The 25,785-nt window shown below is 36.6% G+C and carries 16 protein-coding genes and 2 tRNA genes; 7 read left to right on the forward strand and 11 right to left on the reverse strand.

The window, feature by feature from the left end:
• Nucleotides 1–150 precede the first annotated feature (150 nt).
• The 3 genes from F1003_RS03930 to F1003_RS03940 form a co-directional block, all read right to left on the reverse strand.
• Nucleotides 151–4,032, reverse strand: a complete 3,882-nt coding sequence (locus tag F1003_RS03930; protein ID WP_162306890.1) for a hybrid sensor histidine kinase/response regulator — start codon at nucleotides 4,030–4,032, stop codon at nucleotides 151–153.
• 222 nt (nucleotides 4,033–4,254) lie between these two features.
• A complete protein-coding gene (locus tag F1003_RS03935; protein WP_155087910.1) occupies nucleotides 4,255–4,410 on the reverse strand; it encodes a hypothetical protein in 156 nt (51 codons plus the stop codon).
• A 73-nt stretch (nucleotides 4,411–4,483) separates the two neighbouring features.
• Nucleotides 4,484–5,110 (reverse strand): NAD(P)H-dependent oxidoreductase, encoded by a 627-nt coding sequence (locus F1003_RS03940; RefSeq protein ID WP_155087911.1) that lies wholly within the window; start codon nucleotides 5,108–5,110, stop codon nucleotides 4,484–4,486.
• A 96-nt stretch (nucleotides 5,111–5,206) separates the two neighbouring features.
• On the opposite strand from F1003_RS03940, the gene F1003_RS03945 reads away from it, so the two are divergent.
• From F1003_RS03945 to F1003_RS03955, 3 genes are all read left to right on the forward strand, one after another.
• Nucleotides 5,207–5,791, forward strand: coding sequence for a nucleotidyltransferase family protein (locus tag F1003_RS03945; RefSeq protein ID WP_155087912.1), 585 nt, complete (start codon nucleotides 5,207–5,209; stop codon nucleotides 5,789–5,791).
• Nucleotides 5,792–5,883: 92 nt separating this feature from the next.
• Nucleotides 5,884–6,345: a (2Fe-2S)-binding protein gene (locus tag F1003_RS03950; RefSeq protein WP_155087913.1), complete on the forward strand. Its 462-nt coding sequence runs from the start codon at nucleotides 5,884–5,886 to the stop codon at nucleotides 6,343–6,345.
• A gap of 108 nt (nucleotides 6,346–6,453) precedes the next feature.
• Nucleotides 6,454–8,613 carry a xanthine dehydrogenase family protein molybdopterin-binding subunit gene (locus F1003_RS03955; RefSeq protein WP_155087914.1) on the forward strand — a complete coding sequence of 720 codons (2,160 nt, stop codon included), beginning with the start codon at nucleotides 6,454–6,456 and terminating at the stop codon, nucleotides 8,611–8,613.
• 13 nt (nucleotides 8,614–8,626) lie between these two features.
• Here F1003_RS03955 and F1003_RS03960 read toward each other — a convergent pair whose 3' ends face one another.
• The 3 genes from F1003_RS03960 to F1003_RS03970 form a co-directional block, all read right to left on the reverse strand.
• Nucleotides 8,627–9,679 (reverse strand): GNAT family N-acetyltransferase, encoded by a 1,053-nt coding sequence (locus F1003_RS03960; RefSeq protein WP_155087915.1) that lies wholly within the window; start codon nucleotides 9,677–9,679, stop codon nucleotides 8,627–8,629.
• 48 nt (nucleotides 9,680–9,727) lie between these two features.
• Nucleotides 9,728–10,906 carry an acyl-CoA dehydrogenase family protein gene (locus F1003_RS03965; protein ID WP_155087916.1) on the reverse strand — a complete coding sequence of 393 codons (1,179 nt, stop codon included), beginning with the start codon at nucleotides 10,904–10,906 and terminating at the stop codon, nucleotides 9,728–9,730.
• A 250-nt stretch (nucleotides 10,907–11,156) separates the two neighbouring features.
• A tRNA-Ser gene (locus tag F1003_RS03970) sits at nucleotides 11,157–11,241 on the reverse strand.
• A gap of 168 nt (nucleotides 11,242–11,409) precedes the next feature.
• Between F1003_RS03970 and F1003_RS03975 the strand changes: the two genes are divergently transcribed.
• From F1003_RS03975 to F1003_RS03990, 4 genes are all read left to right on the forward strand, one after another.
• Entirely contained in the window at nucleotides 11,410–12,189 is a 780-nt protein-coding gene (locus F1003_RS03975; protein WP_155087917.1) for a DUF3108 domain-containing protein, read from the forward strand.
• Nucleotides 12,190–12,196: 7 nt separating this feature from the next.
• Entirely contained in the window at nucleotides 12,197–12,532 is a 336-nt protein-coding gene (locus tag F1003_RS03980) for a DUF4149 domain-containing protein (protein ID WP_155087918.1), read from the forward strand.
• A 68-nt stretch (nucleotides 12,533–12,600) separates the two neighbouring features.
• Complete coding sequence (locus tag F1003_RS03985; protein WP_155087919.1) at nucleotides 12,601–13,632, forward strand: M28 family metallopeptidase; 1,032 nt, start codon at nucleotides 12,601–12,603, stop codon at nucleotides 13,630–13,632.
• 129 nt (nucleotides 13,633–13,761) lie between these two features.
• Nucleotides 13,762–15,345, forward strand: coding sequence for a M28 family metallopeptidase (locus tag F1003_RS03990; RefSeq protein WP_155087920.1), 1,584 nt, complete (start codon nucleotides 13,762–13,764; stop codon nucleotides 15,343–15,345).
• 294 nt (nucleotides 15,346–15,639) lie between these two features.
• Here the strand turns inward: F1003_RS03990 and F1003_RS03995 are convergent.
• The 5 genes from F1003_RS03995 to F1003_RS04015 form a co-directional block, all read right to left on the reverse strand.
• Nucleotides 15,640–15,715, reverse strand: a tRNA-His gene (locus tag F1003_RS03995).
• A 60-nt stretch (nucleotides 15,716–15,775) separates the two neighbouring features.
• Nucleotides 15,776–16,498: a bacillithiol biosynthesis deacetylase BshB1 gene (bshB1, locus tag F1003_RS04000; protein WP_155087921.1), complete on the reverse strand. Its 723-nt coding sequence runs from the start codon at nucleotides 16,496–16,498 to the stop codon at nucleotides 15,776–15,778.
• Nucleotides 16,499–16,502: 4 nt separating this feature from the next.
• On the reverse strand, nucleotides 16,503–17,651 hold the full coding sequence (locus tag F1003_RS04005; RefSeq protein WP_155087922.1) for a trans-sulfuration enzyme family protein: 1,149 nt from the start codon (nucleotides 17,649–17,651) through the stop codon (nucleotides 16,503–16,505).
• Nucleotides 17,652–17,700: 49 nt separating this feature from the next.
• Nucleotides 17,701–18,468 carry a DUF8693 domain-containing protein gene (locus F1003_RS04010; protein ID WP_155087923.1) on the reverse strand — a complete coding sequence of 256 codons (768 nt, stop codon included), beginning with the start codon at nucleotides 18,466–18,468 and terminating at the stop codon, nucleotides 17,701–17,703.
• Nucleotides 18,469–18,645: 177 nt separating this feature from the next.
• The coding region (locus tag F1003_RS04015; RefSeq protein ID WP_155087924.1) for a DUF8693 domain-containing protein at nucleotides 18,646–25,785 on the reverse strand (7,140 nt) is incomplete at its 5' end.

The raw sequence follows: 25,785 nt of genomic DNA on the forward strand, positions 1-25,785 counted from the left end.
ATACATATAAAAGATAGACGTCTAATGATTAGCGACACCCCGAATACTGAATTGTTCTTAACCCTCTCAATGGGGTTTTTGTAGTGTTTGGAAAACTAATATTATGGTGTTGGACAACTACTTCGTAGAGGTTAAAGTTATCTGAAGAATCTATGCTTCTGCAATATAACTTCCCGGAGCCTTACCGTAAACCTTTTTAAAGCATCTGTTAAAATAAGATGGGGAATTAAAACCTGTTTCGTAGGCAATTTCAGCAATACTTCTATCAGTACGCTCTAATAGTTTCACCGCTAATTTTAAGCGTTCGTTGTTTATAAACTCTGAAGCAGAAACACCTATCATGCCCTTGATCTTTCTATGCAACTGCATACGGCTCATAGCGAGGTGTTCGCTTAATGCTTCCACCGTAAAAGAACTGTCTGTAATATGGCTGTCTAAAATTGTTTTTAACTTGTTTACAAACTCTTGCTCAATACTTGTTACAGCTACCTCCTTTAATTTAAAGTTCTGCCCATAGCGCTGTTGTAATTTAAGGCGTAACTCAATTAAATTCTTTACCTGGATCAGCAATTTTTCTTTATCAAAAGGTTTGGTGATGTATGCATCTGCTCCAATCTTTAACCCTTCGATCTCATGAGCTTTATCACTCTTTGCGGTTAGTAATACAATTGGAACATGACTTGTTTTATCATCTTGCTTTAGCACATTACATAATTCAATACCATCTTTAATTGGCATCATTACATCACTGATAATAAGGTCTGGTATGTTTTGTAGGGCTTTATCAATTCCAGATTCACCATTTGTGGCTTCGATAAGTTTGTAGTGGTGTTTTAAAATAGATTTAAGATATAACCTAATGTCTTCATCGTCTTCTACTATTAGTATAAGCGGTTGGTCCTTTTGATTTTCCTTGTTTAGAGCATCTATTTCAACCTTTGCTTTGTCTATTTCTGTTGAAGTATCTCTGTCTAGTCGACCAGAAATCTCGGAAGCCTTAAAGTAAGACCGCTCTATTGGAAGTGATACCGTAAATTGAATCTCATCGGTATTTACAATATGGGCTACAATACTACCATGGGATAATGTAACAAGCTCCCTAATTAAAGATAAACCAATGCCAGCACCGTCACTGTGTTTGTCTGCTTGGTAATAACGCTCAAACAATTTTTGTAAGTCGTCCTGATTAAGTGTTGAGCCCGAGTTAAGAACGGTTATAATCAATTGCCCTTCGTTATTTTGAGCATTAAAGCGTATGCGACCGCCTTGTGGCGTATATTTTAAAGCGTTAGACAGTAAATTGGTGACTATCTTTTCCAGAGCATCTCTATCAAACCAAGCCTTATCAGAAGTATTTACTTCATAGTAAAACTCAAGACCTTTTTGCTTTGCTCTAAAATCGAATAGGTGGGCCAACTGCTTTAAAAACACATCCAAATCGTCTTCACTGACATTGAGTTTTAAATGTCCCGACTCTAACTTTGAAAGATCAAGAATTTGATTGACCAAATTCAACAATCGTTTGGCATTTCGTTTTACTAAGGAGAGTTCCTCCTTATCGTCTGAGTTTAAGCTGGGCTTTTTTAACTGGTTGTCAATAGGACCAGAAATCAAGGTTAAAGGTGTTCTAAACTCATGGGAAATATTGGTAAAAAGCCTATTTTTAAATTCATCCAATTGTTTTAAGCGTGTTGCTTCTTTATGTTCAAATTCTAATTTATTCTTTATCTGTAGGCGCCACTGTAAGTATTTAAAAAAGACAAATAACGCTGTTAAAATCAATAGGCCATAAAGGGTGTATGCTAAATTTGTAGCAAACCAGGGTTTATTAATCTTAAAGCTGTAGATGGCAGGTTCTTCGTTCCACACATCATCATAATTACTTGAAATTACCTGAAACTCATAATCATTAGGTGGAAGGTTGGTATAACGTACAAAATTTATGTTTTCGCCTTCTTGCCAGTCATCATCGTAGTTAACAAGTTTATATTTAAAGTTATTTCTATTTGGAGATGAGTAATGTAAGCTATTAAATGTGAAATTTACAGTATTCTCTTTGTGTGTAAAGTTACCTGAGTTAAATACAGATTGAAGCTTTTCATTAACTTCTACTTTTGTAATTATTGTAGTCGTTAATGTTGTATTATGCTCAATATCATTTGGGTTAAACCAATTAACCCCTTTTGTGCCTCCAAAATAAAATAGATTACGTTTTTGATCTTTTACTCCTGATCTGGTTGTAAAATAAGGAGACTGCAAACCGTCTAACTTGTCATAGTTTTCTACCTCTAAACTTTTGGTATTGAATTTTGTGATACCTTGATTGGAACTTAACCATAGGTTATCACCATCTGGCAAAATGGCACATATAGTAGAACCAGCAAAACCAAAAGATCTATCATAAACAATTTTTTCTCTTGTATTAGGATCGAATTTAATTAATCCTAACGTATTAGTACCAATCCAAATGGTATCATTGGGATCTATATATAGATATCTTGCTAGACCTTCGAATTCATTAAATCGTTCTATAGTATCGGTTTCAGGATCAATTCTACAAAGCCCCTTGTACTTTGTTCCAACCCAAAGATTATTATGACTATCCTCAGTAATTGAGTAAATTAAATCACTTGATATAGAATTAAATTTCTCTGGATAGTGCCTGTATTGTTTAACAACACCCATTTCTGGGTCAAATTGAATTAACCCATTATCTGAGGTAGATAACCACACCCTCTTTTTGGAATCTTGGAAGATGTGATAAATGTAGCCAACATCTATGCTGGGCTCAGAATTGCTATTAAAAGTATGTATGCTACCATCTGGCTTTAAAATCTGTATTTCTGGTGTTTCATTGGCTATCCACAAATCTTTACCTATAAATTTTAAATAAGCAATCTTATCAGATCTTAATTCAGAATTTTTGGTGTTATATGCTGTAAATCTGGTTTTAGTACTATCTAGATGAACTACCCCATAATTGTGGGTTCCCATCCAGATACCTCCATTATGATCTATATCCAAGCTTTTAACAAGAGTAAGATTTACATCGTTAGGTACTCTATCGTTTGTAAACACATTAAATTTTTGAAGCTTTTCGTCGTACAGGCAGAGACCACCTCCATCTGTTCCAATCCATATATTATTGGTTCTATCTTCATAAATTGCTATGATACAATCGTAAGGTATAGCATTAGGATTTTGCTTATTTTGTCTAAAATTTAAAATGATTTGTTCCTTAAAATTAACCAGAAATAAACCATGGCCATAAGAGCCTATCCATAAGCGGTCCTTACTATCAAAAAATAGATTATGGATATACAAGTTTTCTGGTAAAGGATAATTTGGAAACCCTTTAAAAACCTGAAATTTATCAGCAGTCTCATTATGTTTAAAAATCTTGTTTAAATAAGTACCCACAAAAATTCCATGATTCTCAGAAGCGCCAATAACCGTAGTGTGAGATTCATCTAAAATAGGAATATTATACTTTATATACTGATTATCTGGTGTGATTTTGTAGACACCAGAGGTTGTAGAAGCCCAAATGTTATTTTGAATTTCTGCAAATTCATTGACGTTAACAGGAAAATCTTTCTTCTCGAGAATTTGTATAGTATCATTAGTAACACGGTTTATTTTAAAAATCCCGTTATTCGATGTCCCTATAAAGTAATTAAGGTTTTGATCTTGGTATAATACCTTAGGCATAGGCACATTGCCTATTACCGTAAAAGTTTCTTCCTTACTATTTAATTTCTCAATGATTCGTTCACCGGTAATGATCCACGTGTTTTTCTCCCGATCGGTATATATTTTTTTGTCGTAAATAACAATATCACTCTCACTTACAAAGTTTTTAGGAAAATATTTAATGGTTTTACCATCATATTTACTCAAGCCATTAACGCTAGCTATCCAGATAAACCCAAGGCTATCTTGTGTAATCCCAAGAGCACCTGATGGCATATCTTCATTTTCATTTGAGAGTTGTTTAAAACTAAATGACTTATCCCCTTGCGAATATCCCAATAAAATGCTTAAAATAAAAAAAACAGAAAACAACCGCATAAGATATTGGAAATTAAAGACTTAAATTAACAATAAAATTACTAAAACAATACTATTTTAAATAATTATGCTCTCTCAGCAATATTCTATAATAAAGATTTAATTTATGAAACCATATTCTTAGCATGAGCATTAACTTCTTCTTCAGCCAAGATAATTTTATTAAGCAAGAAATGTTTCTTCCTATGTAAAATGCTTGGCTGTTAAAAATCTTGAGTAGTTAGCTTTCCAATGACCTTTGCGCATGCCATCAAAGCCATAGCGCATTAATACTCCATTATCTAAAACATCATTAACTTCTTTGCGCTCTAAATCGCTGAATAACTCAAATCCTGGCATAAATTATCTTAAAATTAAAGTCTTAATATTAAAACAATTTTAAGTTTCTGCCAAGGGTTTGATATTAAAATTACTACAATTCAATGATAGTATCCGATAAAGGTTTTCTTACTTTTTTTAAGCTTGCGAACATATCGTCTTCAGCTCTATAACCTACAGGAAGTAATAATACCGAGCTGAGCCCATGATTATCTAACTCTAAAGCCTTGTCCAATTCTGAAGGTATAAATCCTTCCATTGGGCAACTGTCTATATTCTCAACCGCACAAACGGTCATTAGATTTCCCAAAGCTATATATGCTTGTCGTGTAGCCCAATTATACTTTTTGTCTGAAGGCATATTGTTAATCGTGGTTTTTAAACCTTTTCTAAATGGGTTTAAAATATCATCTGGCGTATTTCTCAAAGCCTTAACGGCATCAAAATGTTGGTCAACATCTTTATCGTCTATTTCATTCTGTATGCACAATATCAACAAATGAGAAGCATCTGCTACTTGACGCTGTCCATAAGAAAGCGGAACTAATTTCTCTCTAACTTCTTGATCTTCAATTACCACCATCTTTAAAGTTTGCAAACCGTAAGACAAAGCTGTTAAATTAAAAGCTTCTTTTAAAACATTAAGTTTTTCTTGAGGTAGTTGTTTACTAACATCGAACTTTTTAGTGGCGTAACGCCATTTTAACTTCTCAATTATCATGTTCTTATTTTTTGTAAAAATACATAATTAACTCAAGGGTGAAATTATATTCAAAGATGGAATATTTTGAATAAATTTATATCCAATTCTCTGCAAATGAATATCGCTATCCTAATTTTGGCGGCTGGAGGCTCTTCAAGAATGAAAGCAACCAAGCAATTGCTACCCATTGATAACAATACCATGTTAGGCCTAACAATTGAGCGTGCTTTAAATTCTAAAGCCAATAAAGTCTTTTGTGTTTTGGGTGCCAATTCAGAAGAAGTCAGTAAATCTATAGCAGGCTACAATGTAAAAGTTATTCTCAATTCTGAATTTGAAAAAGGTCTCAGCTCTAGTATTATTAAGGGAATTGAATCAATAAAACCTTATTCCTTCAATGCTGTTTTAATCACTTTAGCTGACCAACCAAATGTTGATACTGAGTATATAAACACATTGATTGACACTTCAATAAAGCACTCACAACATATAATCGCATCAAATTATTCAGGCGCTTATGGTGTTCCAGCTATTTTCCCGAGTAAATTTTTTGATCAATTAATGCAATTAAAGGGTGATAAAGGAGCAAAAGTATTCCTGAACTCAAATTTAGAAACGGTCATAGCTGTAGAAGCAAAAGATCAACTTATAGACATAGATACAAGAGAAGATTATTTAAATTATTTAAAAAACACGTAAGTCATTTTTCTATATGTTGATTATTAAATACTTACATCGATAAAAATCACACAAATATTTTATAACTTTAGCTGAACTCATTTTTTAGGATTATGGCAACTTTTAATTTAAAAGTAAACGGAAAAAGCAAAACTGTTAACGTGGACAATGACACGCCTTTGCTTTGGGTGCTTCGTGATGAACTCAATTTATTAGGTACGAAGTACGGCTGTGGAATTGCACAATGTGGTGCTTGTACCGTACATGTTGATGGTGTTGCAATAAGAAGCTGCTCCGTACCAGCTTCTAATATAGCGGATTCTGAAATTACAACTATCGAAGGCCTTGCTAAAGAAAAACTACACCCTGTACAAGAAGCTTGGAAAGAGCTTGATGTTCCGCAATGTGGTTACTGCCAAGCAGGTCAGATAATGACAGCTACTTCATTTTTAAAGCAAAACCCAAGTCCAAATAATGAAGATATTAGAAATGCCATGAATGGTAATCTATGCCGTTGTGCAAGTTATAATAGAATTGAAAAAGCAGTGGCTTTAGCTGCCAAAAAAATGTCTTAAAGCATAACCTGCCTGCCGACAGACAGGTGGGCATTTGGCAAGAAAACAGATACTGCCAATCTAAATTATTACATTACTTAGCGATAAGTGATAGCAAAACTTCTAGAGATGAAAAATCAAAACAAAGTAGCATTTAGCAGACGTAATTTCATAAAAACTTCTGCATTAGCCAGCGGAGGACTTTTAATAGGTTTCAATTTTTTTACAGCTTGCAAGGAGGCAGCTCAACCACCAGTGGATATTTCAAAATTGAACTTCAATGATTTTAATGCTTTTATAAAAATTGCAGATAACGGTTATGTAACTATTTTTTCTCCCAACCCTGAAATTGGGCAAGGTGTAAAAACATCTATGCCCATGATAATTGCTGAAGAGCTAGATGTGCCTTGGGAGCATGTTTCAGTACAACAAGGTGTGCTGGATACTGAAAATTTTCAGAGACAAGTGGCAGGTGGTAGCCAATCCATTAGATTTGGTTGGGATGCGTTACGACAAACCGGAGCTACGGCAAAACAAATGTTGGTAAATGCTGCTGCTGCAAAATGGGGAGTCGATGCTTCAACATGCAAAGCTTCAAATGGTATTATCACAAATAACAATGGTGATACTTTAGGTTATGGAGACGTAGTAAGTGAAGCGGCATTATTGGAAGTACCCGAAAATGTCACCTTAAAATCACCGAAAGATTATAAAATTATTGGTAAGGACGCCATTAATGTAGATATGGAAGCTATTATAACCGGAAAACCATTATTCGGATTAGATTATACTTCTGAAGGTATGAAATATGTTTCTGTTGCTCGTCCTCCTGCCTTTGGGCAAAAAATTGATTCTTTTGATGCTACTGAAGCCAAAGCAGTTAACGGAGTTATTGATGTAGTACAATTTGGAGATAAGGTAGCTGTTTTAGCATCAAATACTTGGGCTGCAATGAAAGGCAAAAAAGCCTTGAAGGTCAATTGGACCAATGATAATGATTTAGAAAACACATCTGATCATGACCATGAATTAAATAAAATATTAAACAGCAACAAATTAGATGTAAGACGCGAAGATGGCAATGTGAAAAAAGCTTTTGCCGAAGCCGATAAAGTTTTAGAACACACTTACGAATCTCCTTTTCTACCTCATAACTGTATGGAACCTATGAATTTCTATGCTAACGTTACAGATGATAAGGTTCATTTAGTTGGCCCAATTCAAACGCCAGCTGGTACAGCAAGACGTATTGCCAACCTTATTAATAGAAATGAAGATGATATTCATTTAGAAATGACAAGAATGGGTGGTGGTTTTGGGCGACGTCTATATGGTGATTTTGCATTAGAAGCAGCAGAAATTTCAAATATCACAAAACAACCTGTTAAAGTTATATTTTCCCGAGAGGATGATATGGCGGCAGGTATATATAGACCTGCAATAAAGTATAGAATAAAAGCCTCTATAAAAGATGGAAAAGTGACGGGATACCATTTAAAAGAGGCTGCGATAAATTCGAACATGTATGGCTTAATTCCTAATTTTTTCCCTGCTGGTGCTATAGAAAATTACAAAGTTGAAACCGGAAATTATAGAAGTAAAATAACAACTGGTGCATGGAGAGCTCCCTACACTAATTTTCTAGCTTTTGCCGAGCAGAGCTTTTTTGATGAACTTGCTAAAGAGTTAGAAATTGATCCAGTGCGGTTACGTTTAGATTTGTTGAGCAATGTTGAAGAGGGTAAAGACCCTAGTATTGAATATTCAGCTAAACGTATGACCGATACAATTAATCTAGCTGTAGAAAAAAGTAATTGGGGAAAATCTAGAGATGGAATCTATCAAGGATTTGCAGCCTATTACAGTCATAACACGCATGTTGCAGAGGTAGTTGACATTAGTATGAAAAACGGAAATCCTATGGTAGAAAAAGTAACCGTTGCTGTAGATTGTGGAATTGTTGTAAATCCAACTGGTGCCAAAAATCAAATTGAAGGTGGAGTAATTGATGGTATAGGCCATGCCATGTACGGTGATTTTTCTTTTGAAAATGGACAACCACAAGATGTTAACTTTAACACCTATCGATTAATCAGAATGAAAGAAACTCCAATTGTTGAAACTCATTTTGTTGAAAATGAATTATCACCAACTGGTTTAGGAGAACCGGGTTTACCTCCTGCTGGTGGCGCGCTATCAAATGCTATAAAAGCTGCTACAGGACAAGTTCTAACCAAACAACCTTTTATAAATGAATTTAATAAGCGAAAGACAGATTTAAGTGCATAACGCTAACCTATAGCTAAACTTCTGTCACTTTCTTAACTGCACGATATGCTGGAAAATAATCTGCTTCGAGAATATCAGGTGCATGATCGTTACCAAGTTTTTGCGAAACTAATTCTTTATATACATTTTCATTAACAATGTACTTCCAGATTTTAAATTCCTTAAAATCCTTAGAGAAGCTACTTTTAAATCTAAAAAGAGAGTCTTCATTACTTCCTAAACCTCCACCAAGGTTAAAGTACTTATAACCTTCTTCGGTAGATTTGATACGCATTTCATCTATAACTAGCTTTATAGGATTGAGTTCAAAATGCTCTTCGCTAAGACCTGACAAATGATATTGTACAATATCCCCTTTTTTCATAAACATTGCAGCTCCTATTATTTCTTCAGATTCTGCATGGACGCATAAGGATAACTCAGACTCATAATCCTCGCTTGATAAGATTTGATGATAATATTTATTAGTAAAAAAATAGCTATCATCTGCATCAACACGCCTCATATTCTCATGGTATAGACGTATAAAGTCATCAAGATGCTCATCTATGTTACCTTTAATTACAGTACAAGACCTTCGCGATTTATTTAAATATGTTTTTAAACGTCTGCTGAATTTTGCTCTTTGATTTTCTATGGTGTCGGTTAAGTCTATATTCACAACATTTCCTAAAGCCGTAATTGTACCCAACCCTTTTAGAATACTTTCTTGATGTTCAATGTAAGGATGAAGCCTAGAAAACACAGATACTATATTATTCTTTTGCAAAAATTGATTAAACTCATCTTGAAAATCATCTACGTTAAAATTTTCATCAATATGTTGTACTAACGGACCAGCATAACCATATACTGAGGTAGCATCTTTATAGTCAGAGTTATCAATATCTCTAAGAAGCAAAGGAATTAACAAAGATGTCTGCCCATCCGCATATTTTATAAGGATAGGGTATTCATCATTACTTTTTGACAACTGATGATAATCGTATGTATGGTAAAAGTCTGAATTTGAAACCAAAGCGATTTGTTCCTTCCAAACTTTCTTATCTTTTATAACTTCAATCATTTAATAGCTAATTGTATAATTGTTTTAAGATTATAATGTTATTTAAATTTATATTCTAAACATTGCGCCTTTAGGCTTTATACCAAGATACGCCATTCCCGCCTGATTCATCCAGTGAGGTTGTATAATTCCGTGCTGCAATACTGCATGTATATCTCTATGGGCACGTTCAATTCTGTTTTCTGTATATAAAGAAACTGTTCCCGCAGCTGCATAAATCTCAGTTACCATGCTCCTAGCTATAGTTGCAGCCTGAACAGAAGCCGACCATACATCTGCAAGTTGTTCATCTGTATAAGTATTTTCCTTTTTAGCTTCTTCCCAAATTACTGATACTGCATTATGCAATTGACCACGTAAAGCACTTAATGTAGTCTTGCTTTTTGCAACAACACTCTGTATTCTATCTCTGTCTCTTAAATCAGGATTTTTACCAGGAGTAACTCTTTCAAAGCATATTCTCACAAGATCATCCATTGCTGCTTTAAATATCCCAAGAGCAATAGCGGCATTACCAGCAGAATTTAAACAACCAATTGGCAAACGGCTATAAGGATTATCTATAGCTACAGGGCTATCAAAATCTACTGCATATGCTTCTTTGACAAAGTGATTATCCACTACAACATCATGACTACCCGTACCTTTTAGCCCACCAACATGCCACGTATCTACAACTTCAATCGCCTCTTTAGGAATAAAAAACAACTTTAAATTAGCACCTGGTCCCAAAGTAGATGGTAAACCTTCTCCTGTTACCAAACAGCGCAGAACAAACCAGTCTGATATTTCGCATCCAGAAACTAAAGTCCATCGTCCCGAAACATTATAACCTCCATCAACAATTTCCGCGACACCTTCTGGGCGCGCTGAATTGGCATATACATGAGATGGATCCTTATAAACCTCTTTCATACTTTCCTCATCAAGATAACGACCAAATGTACAAGCTAAATGGTTGTTCCATACACTCCAACCGACAGCAGCTTCGCTACAACTTAGTATTTCATAAGCTTTTAGAACCTCTACAGGATTGTCCTCCCAGCCACCAAGAAATTTTGGTAATCCCATTCTAAACAGTCCAGATTCTTTTAGGTGCTCAACAAGCTTAGGTGCAAGTCTTCTTAAATTTTCTGTTTCGTCACGATGCAAGATTGCAGTAGCATGAATCTCATTTGACGCATCAGATGGCGAGTTTGTTCTAATTTCTAACAATGATTTGTGCATAATTATAATTTAACAATGATGATAATTATATCATCAAATTTCATAGATTTTAATTAAACTACTGAATATATTTTAGAAATATGACTTGGTATAAAGTATTACTAAAAATTCAGGGCAATAATAAGTCGAAGGTATTATTTAAAGTTTATTACTTGATAATTAATTGTTTAAATGCGAAAAAAATTGGTGAAATAAAAAAACCACACAAGATGACTTGGTGGTTTTATTTCAAAGCTTAACACTTTTTTTGCGGAGAAAGAGGGATTCGAACCCCCGGAGGTGTGACCCTCGCTGGTTTTCAAGACCAGTGCATTCGACCACTCTGCCATTTCTCCAATAGCGGGTGCAAATATAAAACCCTTTTTTTTGTAGTCAAAGATTTTTCTTATTTTTTATTAAATTTTGATTTTAGATTTGAAAAAAAAATTAGCATCAATAAATTATGCATTGTATTTTCGGCATAATATATGTTGTTTACAACGTTACTATATCAAATCAATTTTATGAAGCATTACTTTTTCTTTTTCACAGTTTTAATTAGTCTGTGCAGTGTAGCACAAAACAAGACTATTGCTGCAGGTGAAAAACTCGTCTATACCGCATCCTATAATATGTCTGGTCTATTAACAGATATTGCTCAGGTAAAAATGGAAACCAGTGAAGTTAAGACATCAAAAAGTACGCTAATGCGATTAAAGTGTACAGCTACAACTTTTAAAAAATGGGATAACTTCTTTAAAATAAGAGATTTATATGAGAGCTATGTCAATCCTAAAACTTTAACTCCTTACCTCTATAAAAGAGACATTAGCGAAGGGGGCTATTATAAATTCATGCAGTACAAGTATAACCATAAGGCCAAGCTCGTAAAAAGCCTTAAGCGTAAAAAGAGAAAAGACGGTAAAACTTGGGACGAAAATAAAACGGTTAAGATCAATGCTTCTACCAAAGACTTAGTGAGTACCTTATACCATATCAGAAATTTAGACATCCACAAAGCCAGTCCTGGTGATTCTCAAAATTTCACAATACTGTTTGACAATGAAGAAACTACCATAACAATAAAATACATTGGTAAAGAAACTATATCTACTAAAATTGGGAGCAAAGAATGTTATAAGCTCGCAATATCTGTAAAAGATAGTGATGTTTTAAAAGGCAATAATGCAAACCTTTTATGGCTTACGGCAGATGCGAATAAGATACCAGTATATGCGAAGTTTAAAATTCCTGTTGGAAACGGTGAACTTAAGATCGTTTCTGCCACAGGTTTAAAACATTAATTTAATAATGAAAAAACTATTTATAATCTTAGGTTTTATTTCAGCAATTTTAGCTGTAATACTAGCTGTAACCCCTCTTTCTAATTTAGCCATAGCACCAATAGTTGCGGCATTTATCTGTGGGTTAATAGTACTATTTATTTCTAAAAAACAAAACACTAAAACGAAAACCATTCAATACATTTTCATTTTGGTAATCATTTCGTTAGGACTCACTATTTATAAAGGCGTTTTCTCAACCACAGAAATCGGTGACACCGAACAATTAGAACAAAGAGATGAAGAAAACCTAGAGGACTCTAAGGAAATCCTTGAGGATATAGAAATTGACGAAAATTTTTAAATTTTATGACTTAACGTCAGAAATTATTTCGCTCATTTAACTTATTTTTGCGGAAATCAAATAGTTACATGAAAGTATTAGTTGCCTCAGCGCTTATTCTTGTTGGCTCTTGCTCTACACTAAGACATAGTGAAAAAATAGAGAATTTAAAGGATAGTATTTCATACGACGACAAGAAAATAGTTGAAAAATACCTAAACACAATCAATTCCGAAGAGCTAAAAACCCATGTAGAAGAAATATCCTCTGAGAAGTATAACGGAAGAATGACTGGTGAGAAAGGTCATAATGAAGTCTGTGATTATATTCGAAATTACTACAAATCCCAAAATATAAAAGCTCCAGAATCTCATCCAGATTACTATCAAAAAGTACCTAAAGAAGTATTGCCAGAAGGGTTAAATGAATCGCAAAACGTCATTGCATATATTGAAGGTTCTGAATTTCCGGATGAATATATTTATATAGCTGCCCATTCTGACCATGAAGGTATCATTGATGGTGAAATATACCCTGGTGCTGATGACAATGGTTCTGGTACTGCTGCTGTATTTGAAATGGCTGAGGCTTTTAAAAAAGCTTCAGAAGACGGTTATAACCCAAAACGCAGTATCGTATTCTTACATGTTACGGCTGAAGAAGTTGGTTTGCATGGTTCGCGATATTACACCAATAACCCTGTTTTTCCTATTGAAAATACAATAAGCACGCTGAATATTGATATGATTGGTCGTGTGGACGAAAGGCACAAAGATGATGAAAATTATATCTATGTGATTGGTTCGGACAGAATGAGTACAGAATTACATTTTATAGTGCAAGAAGCAAATTCTAATTTTACAAGTTTAAATTTAGATTATAAGTATAATGACGATAGCGATCCAAACCGCTACTTCTACAGGTCAGACCATTATAATTTTGCACAAAAGGACATCCCTGTGATTTTCTTTTTTAACGGTGAACATGAGGACTACACAAAACCGACAGATACAGCTGACAAAATTAATTACCAATTGTTGGCAAAGCGCACAAAATTAATATTCGCTACAGCATGGTATTTAGCGAACTCACCAGATCGATTAAATCCAGAGATTATCTAATGTTAAAGTTTGTTAAAAGAAATTTAGCTTAAACCTTTTGACCCTTCGATTTTCGTAATTTTATCAAAAAATTAATTTAAAGTCATTAACCATCTGGCTTTAAACAACTAACATCTAATTTTTATTGATATGAAAAAGTTTTTATTGGTCTTCTGTGCCATGGGATTAATTTTTAGTTGTGGTACTTCTTCCAAAGGTAACTCGTCGTCTGTACAAATGAATGAGGCCAAAGTAGCAGATCCAACTGAGTATGCCTCAACAATTACTACTGAAGAATTAAAAGAAATGCTATACAAGTATGCCTCTGATGAATTTGAAGGAAGGGAAACTGGTGAGAAAGGACAAAAACTGGCTGTTGAGTATTTAAAGGCACAATACAAAGCTATGGGAGTTGACACTCCATTGGGTGATGACGACTATTTTCAGGAAGTTCCATTAGAAAAGCAAAGTGTTTCAGAAGCTAAATTCTCAGTTAATGGAACCGACTTTAAAAGTTTTGAAGACCATATTGTTTTGAGAGCATCTGGAAACGTAGATATCTCTTCAGATGAAATTGTTTATGTTGGGTATGGTATCGACGCAGATAACTATTCAGACTATAAAAATATAGATGTAAAGGGTAAAATCGTTTTAGCAAAATCAGGAGAGCCTAAAGATGCTGATGGAAACTACATTACATCAGGAACAACTGAGGATACTAAATGGACCAATGGACGCCAATCTTTGTCCAGTAAAAGAGATGCTGCAGCAAACAACGGTGCAAAAGGACTTATTTATATGGATAATAACTTATTTACAAGATATGCTCCATTTTTTCAAAGACAAGCAATGGCTGGTGCTTCTAGTCGCTTATCATTAAAAAGTAATGATGACGATATGTTTATGCTTATGGTTACTGAAAACCTTGGAAAAGCATTACACAATAGAATTTCTGAAGACAAAACATCAAAAGCAATTAATACTGACTTTAACTTATCCATTGAAAATAAATCTGAAGAAATCATTTCAGAAAATGTCGTGGCCTACATAAAAGGTTCTGAAAAGCCTGATGAAATTGTAGTTATCTCAGCTCACTTAGATCATGAAGGTATTAAAAATGGTGAAGTTTATAATGGTGCCGATGATGATGGTTCTGGTACTATTGCTATTTTAGAAATTGCTGAAGCATTTAAAACAGCAGAAAAAGCTGGTCATGGCCCAAAACGTTCTATACTATTTCTTCATGTTACTGGTGAAGAAAAAGGGCTTTTAGGTTCTCGATACTATACAGACAACGACCCTATTTTTCCTTTGGAAAATACAGTTGCTGACTTAAATATTGATATGATCGGTAGAACTGATCCTAAGCGTACTGAAGGTGATAGAAATTATATTTATCTCATTGGAAGTGATAAATTAAGTACTCACTTGCATAATATTTCTGAAGAGGTCAATAGCAAATACACAAATGTAGAACTTGATTATACTTATAATGATGAGAATGACCCTAACCGTTTTTACTATAGGTCTGATCATTATAATTTTGCTAAAAACAACATTCCTGTTATATTCTATTTCAATGGTACGCATGCAGATTATCATAAACCATCCGACACACCAGATAAGATTGAATACGATTTGTTGGAAAACAGAACAAAATTGGTATTCCATACGGCATGGGAAGTTGCCAACAGAGCTGATAGAATTGTAGTCGATAAAGCAGAACAACAATAACGTAACAAACAATCGTTTAAATTGAGATATTATCAGTTTAAATGTTAAATTTTTATAAATTTCATTGCTGATTTATAGTTTTTATGTAAATTTACGTAGTTGTATTGGGGTGCTGATACATTTCGGCTGAGAAAAGACCCATAGTACTCGTTGGATAATGCCAACTACGGAATACATTAACAAGTAAAGGGAACAATATGTTTATCATTTGTTCCCTTTATTATTATAATAAGTTTTACTCAAAAGGTATAGAACAAAAAAAGCCTTTCATTTCTGAAAGGCTTTACTAATTTAGGGTGGAAGACCGGGTTCGAACCGGCGACTTTCGGTACCACAAACCGACGCTCTAACCAGCTGAGCTACAACCACCATTTTAATTAGGACTGCAAATGTAATTTATTTACATTTTTCTACAAAGTGTTTTTTTAACTTATTTTAAATCAAATAAACTATCTACTGCAGGATAGCGCTCAACCGTAAAGCCTTCTGCATGCTCAACTCCGACAAGCCTACCGAAGTTTCGAGCTCTGTATTCTATACTATCCGTAAAGTTTTTACTAGAAATGGGTGTTTCTGGCTCACCACTTTTAGGATTAAAGAACTGAGTCTTGTATGCCAAAACAGATTCCATTTTTTTATCCATAAAGCCCGAAACATCTACAACAATATCTGGCTCAATATCTCTCCATTGTATATAATGGTATACGGTTTTTGGTCTCCAAGCTTCCTGTATAGAACTTTCATCTTTGTGTACGGTTTCAATTTTTCTCAAACCACTCAAAAAACAGGCATCACTAACTAATTGACTACCTTTTCCATGATCTATATGCCTGTCATCAATAGCATTGCAGATTACAATTTCAGGTCGGTAAAAACGAATCATTTTAATCATTTCAATTTGATGCTCTTTATCATTTTTAAAGAATCCATCAGCAAAACGCATATTGGTTCTGGCATGTACACCTAGTATTTTCGCTGAATTAAACGCTTCCTCGTCACGAGTTTCTGCTGTACCACGCGTACCCAACTCACCTCTGGTTAAATCTATAATGCCAACTTTTTTTCCATTGGCAACTTCTTTCGCCAGTGTTGCACCGCAACCCAATTCCACATCATCAGGATGCGATCCAATAGCTAATATGTCTAGTTTCATCAATTTAAATTTTATCTAAAGCATTATTTATATCCCTCTTTAAATCCTTTACCTCTTCTATTCCCACAGAAAAACGAATCAGCTGGTCACTGATACCGACTCGATCACGTTCATCTTGACTCAATAGTGCATGAGATGTGAGGTGTGGTGACAGCATAGTGCTTTCAATTCCTGCCAAACTCATTGAGGACTTAATCAATTTTAGTTCCTCCTGAAATCGTTTCGAATCCAAATCATCTGTCAATTCAAAAGAAAGCATGGCACCAAAACCTTTCATTTGCGATTTTGCCAATTTATGTTCAGGATGGGATTTTAATCCAGGATAATAAACTTTACTGACTTTTGGATGTTTATTTAACCATTTAGCCATTTTCATGGCATTCTTAGTTTGTGCTTTTACACGTAGTCCTAAAGTTTTCATACTGCGCTCTAACATCCAAACCGTCATGTCACTTAAGCTTCCGCCTAAATTCTTGCCTACGTTCCAAATGCGTTCAATGTGTTCTGCAGAACTTGCTACCGCACCAGCACAAATATCACTATGCCCTCCAAAATATTTCGTTGCGGAATGCATCACCATATCAACCCCAAAATCAATCGGATTCTGATTCACCGAGGAAGCAAAGGTATTGTCTATTGAGGTTAATATATTTTTTGATTTACCCAACTTAGCAACAGCTTTTATATCTGTTATTGTTAATAATGGATTTGAAGGCGTTTCAATATGAATCAATTTTGTGTTTTTTTGAATAGCAGCTTCAAAATCTTCAACTTTATAGCTATTGGTAAAGGTATATTCTATGCCATACTTTGGGAATTCTTCCTTTATAAAATTTACGGTGCCACCATACAATGTATTCTGTACCACCAAATGGTCTCCCTTTTGCAAAAATGCTAAGAACATGGTGCTAATTGCTGCCATACCAGACCCGAATATCATTGCGGATTCTGTATGTTCTAATGCAGCTACTTTCTTTGATAAGTATTCTTGATTTGGTGTATTAAAATAACGTGGATAGCGTTTTACATCAATATCAAAAAATTCGTAAGACGAACTCAAATATATTGGTGAGACAGAACCTTTGAATTGCTCGTCCTTAATTTCTCCTACGTGTGTGCAAATGGTATTTAAACCTAATTTAGATTTCGACATTCCATTAATTTTTAAGTGCTAAAATTAATGAAAATGCTTAACTACTCACTTAGTTGGTAATACAAACTTTTGTAGAATATGAAAATGTGTCGGAATCAATTTTTACGATATAGATACCGTTAGAGATTTCTGACGTATTTAAAGTATGTTCTTCTGTAGACATTTTTTCTTTAATAATTTTCTTTCCTTCTAAGCTATATAAAGAAAGTAAAGCGTTAGTGTTGTTAAAATTTCCACTTAAGTGTAGCTCATTATTTGATTTTGAATACCATATGTTGACAGGATAAATCTCATTATCTTCTACAGACAAAAGATTACTATTAATATCTAAGTGAGCAGTAGTCGAAAAGGTAATGTAAAATCGATCTATATAATTATCTGCTTGTAAATTTTGAGTAAAATTTGAAGCATTTAATAGTGCATAGGAGTCTAATTCTACATCATAAAGATAGACATCTATATCTTCTTCGAAATTATTCAGTTCTGCAAGTGAAACTGTAATATCTCCAGAATTAGTTAGAAACATACCTAAAGGGTAGTATTTATTGGTATTAAATTCACCTACACCTTGTATAACATAGCTATTGCCTTCTATTATCCAACCAAAATCATCCGCAAAATTATTAAAAGTACCTCCATCGTATCCGTAATCGTAACCGTCAGTAGCAGCATTATCTGGGGTAAACCCTAACAATAGCTGTCGTTGAAACCCTGTACTGGTTTCAAAATTCAAATAAATTCGCTGAATATCTTGTGCAGAGAGCTCAATAAAGAAGGTTGCACACATTAATATAAGTAGGCACGTAGTTTTTTTCATTTGATTTGGGTTAAATGATAAAAATCTTAATAGGCCAATATAACCAAACTAAGTTATAAAATCCATGAAATACATTATTTTATCGACCAAATACATAATTTATTAACAATTAAAGTCCGATATACAACAAAAAAGCGACCTAATCGGTCGCTTCTGTATAAGATGATTACTGAGATATTATTGCTTAATAATAACTTTTCTACTTACTATAGACCCTCTTTTTAATTTCAGCTTTACAACATACGCACCATGAGGAACTTCGATTACAGGAATTCTTAACTCCGTATCACTTTCCGGTGAAATATCATCCCAAAGTTTAACCGACTGTCCTAATATATTGAACAACTCTATCTGTACAATATCATTTGTATTGATCCAATTTACATAAATCTCGTTAGTATTATCTAAATAATATAAACCTAAAGATTTTGTATCATTTTCTTCTATGCTCAGCACTTGAGATTCAAATACAATATAGAAACGATCTACATATTCACCTGGACTAAGAATAAATATATGCTCAACGTTTTTTATACTGGTATAAGAGTTTAATACACTATCATATAAAAACACATCTATATCACTTTCGAAATTTTCTATTTCGCTTGCTTCTAAAACAATCTCACCATCATTAGTAACCGTTATATACAATGGGTAAATTTTTGAGCTATCATATTCCCCTACTCCTTGTATAACAAAATCTCTATCTTCAATCTTCCAAGATATATCATCTAACATAACATCATAACGCTCTGCATCATAACCAAAATCTACACCATCGGTAGCGTCATTATCACTTGTAAACCCTAATAACAACTCTCTTGAATATCCTTGAGAATTAAAGAAGAATCTTATACTTCTAATAATTTGTTCATTATCATTTTGACTACTTGATGCAGAAACGGTATCAGAATTATTCCTAAGGAATACAGAATCATCTCCACTTGGGGTTTCCAGATCAACACCTTCTCTGTAAAAAATACGCTGACTATTATTAAAGTTAATTGTTCTCACACCACTTCCAAACTCTGGAGCTTGAACAAAAAATCCTTGTGCCACAGGTATATATCTTCCCGGACGTTTAGGGTTTGCAGTGGTGTTACCAGAAATCAATGATGAGATTACAGCCGCAGGTACGCTACCCAACTTAGTTAACGTCGCATAGCCACCTTCATATTCTTCCAAAAAGTGTGTTTGGTTTTCTGGGTAATGTTCCCAAAAATATAATGTCCCGTCAATTGCACCAGTTCCAGAACCTGGTATATTATCGTCAATAAATTTATGGGAATCTAAAGCCGAAGGATAAGGGTTACCCAATAAGGTTTGATGATCTGCATTAATATTAAAATTAATATTATCTCCATTGTTTGGCTTACCAACAAAAGCCCAATTCTGTTCGCCAAAAGCACTAGCCAAACCACTGCCCTTCATTGTATAGCCCAGGCCAACATCAATAGGTGTACTTGAACCCAAATATTGCCAAGCATCATAATTTGTTTGTTCATCCTCAACATCATTCCTGTTGTTGTAATACCACAACCAGTATCCAGCCATCGTAAGATTTCCTGCAGTACCTGATGGGTCTATTGCTCCGTCATTAAATGTTATAGTGCTTATGTTATTCGCATTTGTTCCGTCCCTAAGGACAGAAGGTACTGTATAAGCCACATTATTAGAAGAAGTATTAAGAGTACCGACAGGAGATGACAAATAGTTATAATTGGTCTCATTCAATGTCCCTTGTTGGTGTCGCTCCAAACTACCAACACTAGAAGTTGCAAGCACACTACCAAAATCCTGAAGCAATTGTGATTGCCCAACAAGCTTAATATTTCCATCAAGTTCTAAGTAATGGGTCACTCTTAACATTTGACCATCATTAGTCTGGTTATTTGGTGTTGAAGGATCTCTTATCTCAAGTTCTTTATTTGGTGTATCAGATATCAAGCCTAAAACTGTAATATCCTTATCACCTGAAAATATATCATGGGAGGTCTCTACAATATTCCAATCAATAAGTGTTGCATTATCCACACCTATACTATTAGGTGCATCCCACACATTAAAATTTGTCCAAGTGTTATCTGTAGCCCACTCTTGTCCATCAACTCTAGAGGTATAAGGTATTGGTGCTGTTTCCTGCTGTGCTGAGTCCATATTTCTAAGAAGACCTGTTAAACCTTTATAAGCTACTAACTTACCACAAAGAACATCCATACGATAATAACCTTCTAAGTCTGCCCAAGGTAAACCTGTAATATCTAATGGAACGACAGCACCTCGTACCAAAGTATTATCATCTATTTCCTGGTTCATCATTTGTCTAATCTGATCCTGGGTTAATGCAGTGCTCCAAATCCTAAGTTCATCCATCCAACCGTTGTAATAATGTAAAGGTTTATTTGGTGGATTATTATTTTGATCCATTGCACCAACAATACTAGCCATTGCATTGGTTGTTGGAGCTATACCAGCAACTGGAGAACTCACCTCTATACCATCAATATACAATCGATAATTACCGCTATCATTAGTAACCGCAATGTGATACCATCTATCGATAGAAATTGGATAAGAAGACTGAATTGTTTCCGTTGAATTCCAATTAAATTGCACTGTAGCTCCTGTTAATCTTAAATCATAACCAGAAGTTAAATCATTAGCGTCTCGTTTAGAAAATAGTGTTTGGGTACCTGTGACTGATTCTGGTTTAACCCAAACTTCAATACTGAATTCGTTTGACAAGTCGTAATTGTCCTTAAAAGTTATATAATCGTTAGTACCATCAAAGTCTATTGTTGGACAACTTTCAATGGTAACAATCATAGTATCAGAACAATTTATTGAAGGTATTGTCCATGTCACTTCATAAGTACCAGGATCTGCTGAGAATTTAGAACTCGGACTTCCTAAGTCTGAAAAAGAATAATTACCACCACAGCTTGATATGAGATTTGCAGACCATACACCAGCTGCTGCAGTACCAGGGTAAGTACCCGTAGTAAAGACAGCTGCGTTACTAACACCATTAGCAATATTCTGGGCTGCTGTTAAATTATTATCGTAAGCATTTAATTCTACATCTTCTCCACACTCTCCTATAATTTGTGAAATATCCTCGCCTGCATAAGCCAATGTCGCATTAACATCAATAAATTCTGTTCCCTCCGGACCATCTGCTCTACAGCCATTGATTAACGAAGTAACACCATAAGTTTGAATACCTGGCGTTACTGGTGTTATAGTTGTTGATGAACCTGTTGTTACCACAGTTCCAGTGCCATCTTCCCATTCTATGACTTCGTCAACTGGAGCTTGTGGCAAGGTAATTCCGTCAATTGCCCAAGAACTTCCTACTGTTGAGGTAAATGTGAATCTTACACGAAGATCCGTAAGGCCAATATAATCTGATAAGTCTAATGAAACCGAATGGATTCCATCCTGTAAGTTTACTGTTGGAACATTATTTCCTCCGTTACCTTGATTAACAAACCCGCCTGAATCCCCTGGTCCATTGAAACTCATTAATGTTACAGGATAAGTAGCCCCACCATCAACTGACAGCTCAACGATTCCTGATGCTCCAGACTGTAAATAGTATGCAGATTGAAAATCAATACTTGCATTTGTCAATCCTAAGGTATTGAACACTGCAGTTTCTAAAGTTGTTACAGGAGGTGATGGGTCTGCTCCGTTGAAATCACCATAAGTTATAGCAAATTTCCCTCCTCCTTGATTTTTATAGCGGACTCCTTCAGTAATATTACTACTATTGTTACCATTACCATTACTTATACCTCTCCAAGGTGTTGGACTGGTATTACTACCCGAAGCATTCCAGCCACTAACTCCGTCTGCACCATCTACCAACCATCCAGGTAAATTGGCTTCATTAAATTGCCCTCCGTTATTCAATTCTGTATTGACCGAAAAAGAACTTTCTGCCTCTACAGTAATAGCCTCCCCTAAGCAAATAGTATATTCCGACGGACCAATAATCGTAGGCGGTACATCTGGTGGGACTACTGCAACAACTACTATAGATGATGTGGCTTGGCACGAACCAATTTGAACAACAGCTCTTACCAATGTAGTTTCCAAGATATTAGCATAGTAAAAAGATGTGGTCGTATTTGCAACGTCAGACCAAATTACACCTCCATTAGTTGAAGTCTGCCAAAAAACAACACTTCCTGAATGACCTGATAAATTAATTGTGGCATTTTGTGGTTCGTCAGGACAGGCCGTAACTTCTATAATATTATCCGAATCAGCAACAGTTTCGGTATTATTTAAATATCCTAAAGCTGTGCCTCCATCAATATTTGGGCTTGTTACAGTCACTGTCGCAGTGCAAGTATCTGTATTACCGTTGCCGTCATCCACAGTTAAGACAACTATATTGGTTCCTATATCAGTGCAGTCAAATATACTTTGTGATAGTGAAAAATTTACAAGTCCACAATTATCAGAAGAACCATTATCTAACTGTGGCCCAATTATCGTAGCTGTTCCAGTCGTATCATCTAATTGAATTGTTAAGTCTTGGCACACAGCTATTGGATCTATCGTATCATCCACTACTACATTTTGAACCACATTAGTTACATTTCCATTACCATCATTGAATGTCCAATTTACAGCATAAGATCCTTGAGCGTTATAGGTCAACGGGTCGCTGGTTGTTCCTGTAATAGTGCCTGTACATCCATCTGTTGTACTTGGTACTGGAACTGTAGCACTACATTGACCAGTAATTATTGGAAGGTTGGGTGTCGCTGGATCGGTAACGTCGTCCACGATGACGTTCTGTGGCACTGTGATACTGTTGCCGTTACCGTCGTCAAAGGTCCAGTTGATGACATAGGTACCCTGTGTGCTGTACGTCAGTGGATCGGTCGTGGTTCCCGTCAATGTTCCCGAACAGTTGTCCGTGGTGGTCGGTGCCGTAACTGTAGCTGAACATTCGCCCGTGACGTCTGCCAGTGTTGGTGTCGCTGGATCCGTGACATCGTCCACGATGACGTTCTGTGGCACTGTGATACTGTTGCCATTACCGTCGTCAAAGGTCCAGTTGATGACAAAGGCACCCTGTGTGCTGTAGCTCAGTGGATCGGTCGTGGTTCCCGTCAATGTTCCCGAACAGTTGTCCGTGGTGGTCGGTGCCGTAACTGTAGCTGAACATTCGCCCGTGACGTCTGCCAGTGTCGGTGTGGTTGGATCGGTAACATCGTCCACGATGACGTTCTGTGGCACTGTGATACTGTTGCCGTTACCGTCGTCAAAGGTCCAGTTGATGATAAAGGTGCCTTGCGTACTGTACGTCAGTGGATCGGTCGTGGTTCCCGTCAATGTTCCCGAACAGTTGTCCGTTGTGGTCGGTGCCGTAGCCGTGGCCGAACATTCGCCCGTGACATCTACCAAAGTTGGTGTTACCGGATCGGTGATATCATCCACGATCACGTTCTGTGGAACGACGATCACATTGCCGTTGCCATCGTCGAAGGTCCAGTTGATGACATAGGTGCCCTGTGTGCTGTAGCTCAGTGGATCGGTCGTGGTTCCCGTCAATGTTCCCGAACAGTTGTCCGTCGTGGTCGGTGCTGTAGCTGTCGCCGAACATTCACCTGTCACGTCCGCTAAAGTTGGTGTGGTTGGATCGGTAACGTCGTCCACGATCACGTTCTGTGGGACGACTATGGTGTTACCATTACCATCGTCAAAGGTCCAATTGATGACATAGGTGCCCTGTGTGTTGTAGGTCAGTGGATCCGTCGTGGTTCCCGTCAATGTTCCCGAACAGTTGTCCGTGGTGGTCGGTGTTGATACTGTCGCTGAACATTCACCTGTAACATCTGCCAGTGTCGGTGTGGTCGGATCGGTGACATCGTCCACGATCACATTCTGTGGCACTGTGATACTGTTGCCGTTGCCATCGTCAAAGGTCCAGTTGATGACATAGGTGCCTTGTGTGCTGTACGTTAGTGGGTCGGTTGTTGTTCCTGTTAATGTTCCCGAACAGTTGTCCGTCGTGGTCGGTGCTGTAGCTGTCGCCGAACATTCACCTGTCACGTCCGCTAAAGTTGGTGTGGTTGGATCGGTAACGTCGTCCACGATCACGTTCTGTGGGACGACTATGGTGTTACCATTACCATCGTCAAAGGTCCAATTGATGACATAGGTGCCCTGTGTGTTGTAGGTCAGTGGATCCGTCGTGGTTCCCGTCAATGTTCCCGAACAGTTGTCCGTGGTGGTCGGTGTTGATACTGTCGCTGAACATTCACCTGTAACATCTGCCAGTGTCGGTGTGGTCGGATCGGTAACATCGTCCACGATAACGTTCTGTGGAACTATGATACTGTTTCCGTTGCCATCGTCAAAGGTCCAGTTGATGACATAGGTACCCTGTGTGCTGTAGCTCAGTGGATTGGTCGTGGTTCCCGTCAATGTTCCCGAACAGTTGTCCGTGGTGGTCGGTGCCGTGGCAGTGGCCGAGCATTCGCCCGTGACGTCTGCCAGTGTCGGTGTTACCGGATCGGTGATATCATCCACGATCACGTTCTGTGGCACTATGATACTGTTGCCATTACCGTCGTCGAAGGTCCAGTTGATGACATAGGTTCCTTGTGTGCTGTACGTCAGTGGATCCGTCGTGGTTCCTGTTAATGTTCCCGAACAGTTGTCCGACGTGGTCGGTGCCGTGGCCGTGGTCGAGCATTCGCCTGTAACATCTGCCAGTGTCGGTGTGGTCGGATCGGTAACATCGTCCACGATGACGTTCTGTGGCACTGTGATACTGTTGCCGTTACCGTCGTCAAAGGTCCAGTTGATGATAAAGGTGCCTTGCGTACTGTACGTCAGTGGATCGGTCGTGGTTCCCGTCAATGTTCCCGAACAGTTGTCCGTTGTGGTCGGTGCCGTAGCCGTGGCCGAACATTCGCCCGTGACATCTACCAAAGTTGGTATTACCGGATCGGTGATATCATCCACGATCACGTTCTGTGGAACGACGATCACATTGCCGTTGCCATCGTCGAAGGTCCAATTGATGACATAGGTGCCCTGTGTGTTGTAGGTCAGTGGATCTGTCGTGGTTCCCGTTAGTGTGCCTGAACAGTTGTCCGTCGTGGTCGGTGCCGTGGCAGTGGCCGAGCATTCACCTGTCACGTCTACCAGTGTCGGTGTGGTTGGATCGGTGACATCGTCCACGATCACATTCTGTGGCACTGTGATACTGTTGCCGTTGCCATCGTCAAAGGTCCAGTTGATGACATAGGTGCCTTGTGTGCTGTACGTTAGTGGGTCGGTTGTTGTTCC

Origin of the sequence: Winogradskyella ouciana, assembly GCF_009709615.1 — a bacterium.
Lineage (GTDB): Bacteria > Bacteroidota > Bacteroidia > Flavobacteriales > Flavobacteriaceae > Winogradskyella > Winogradskyella ouciana.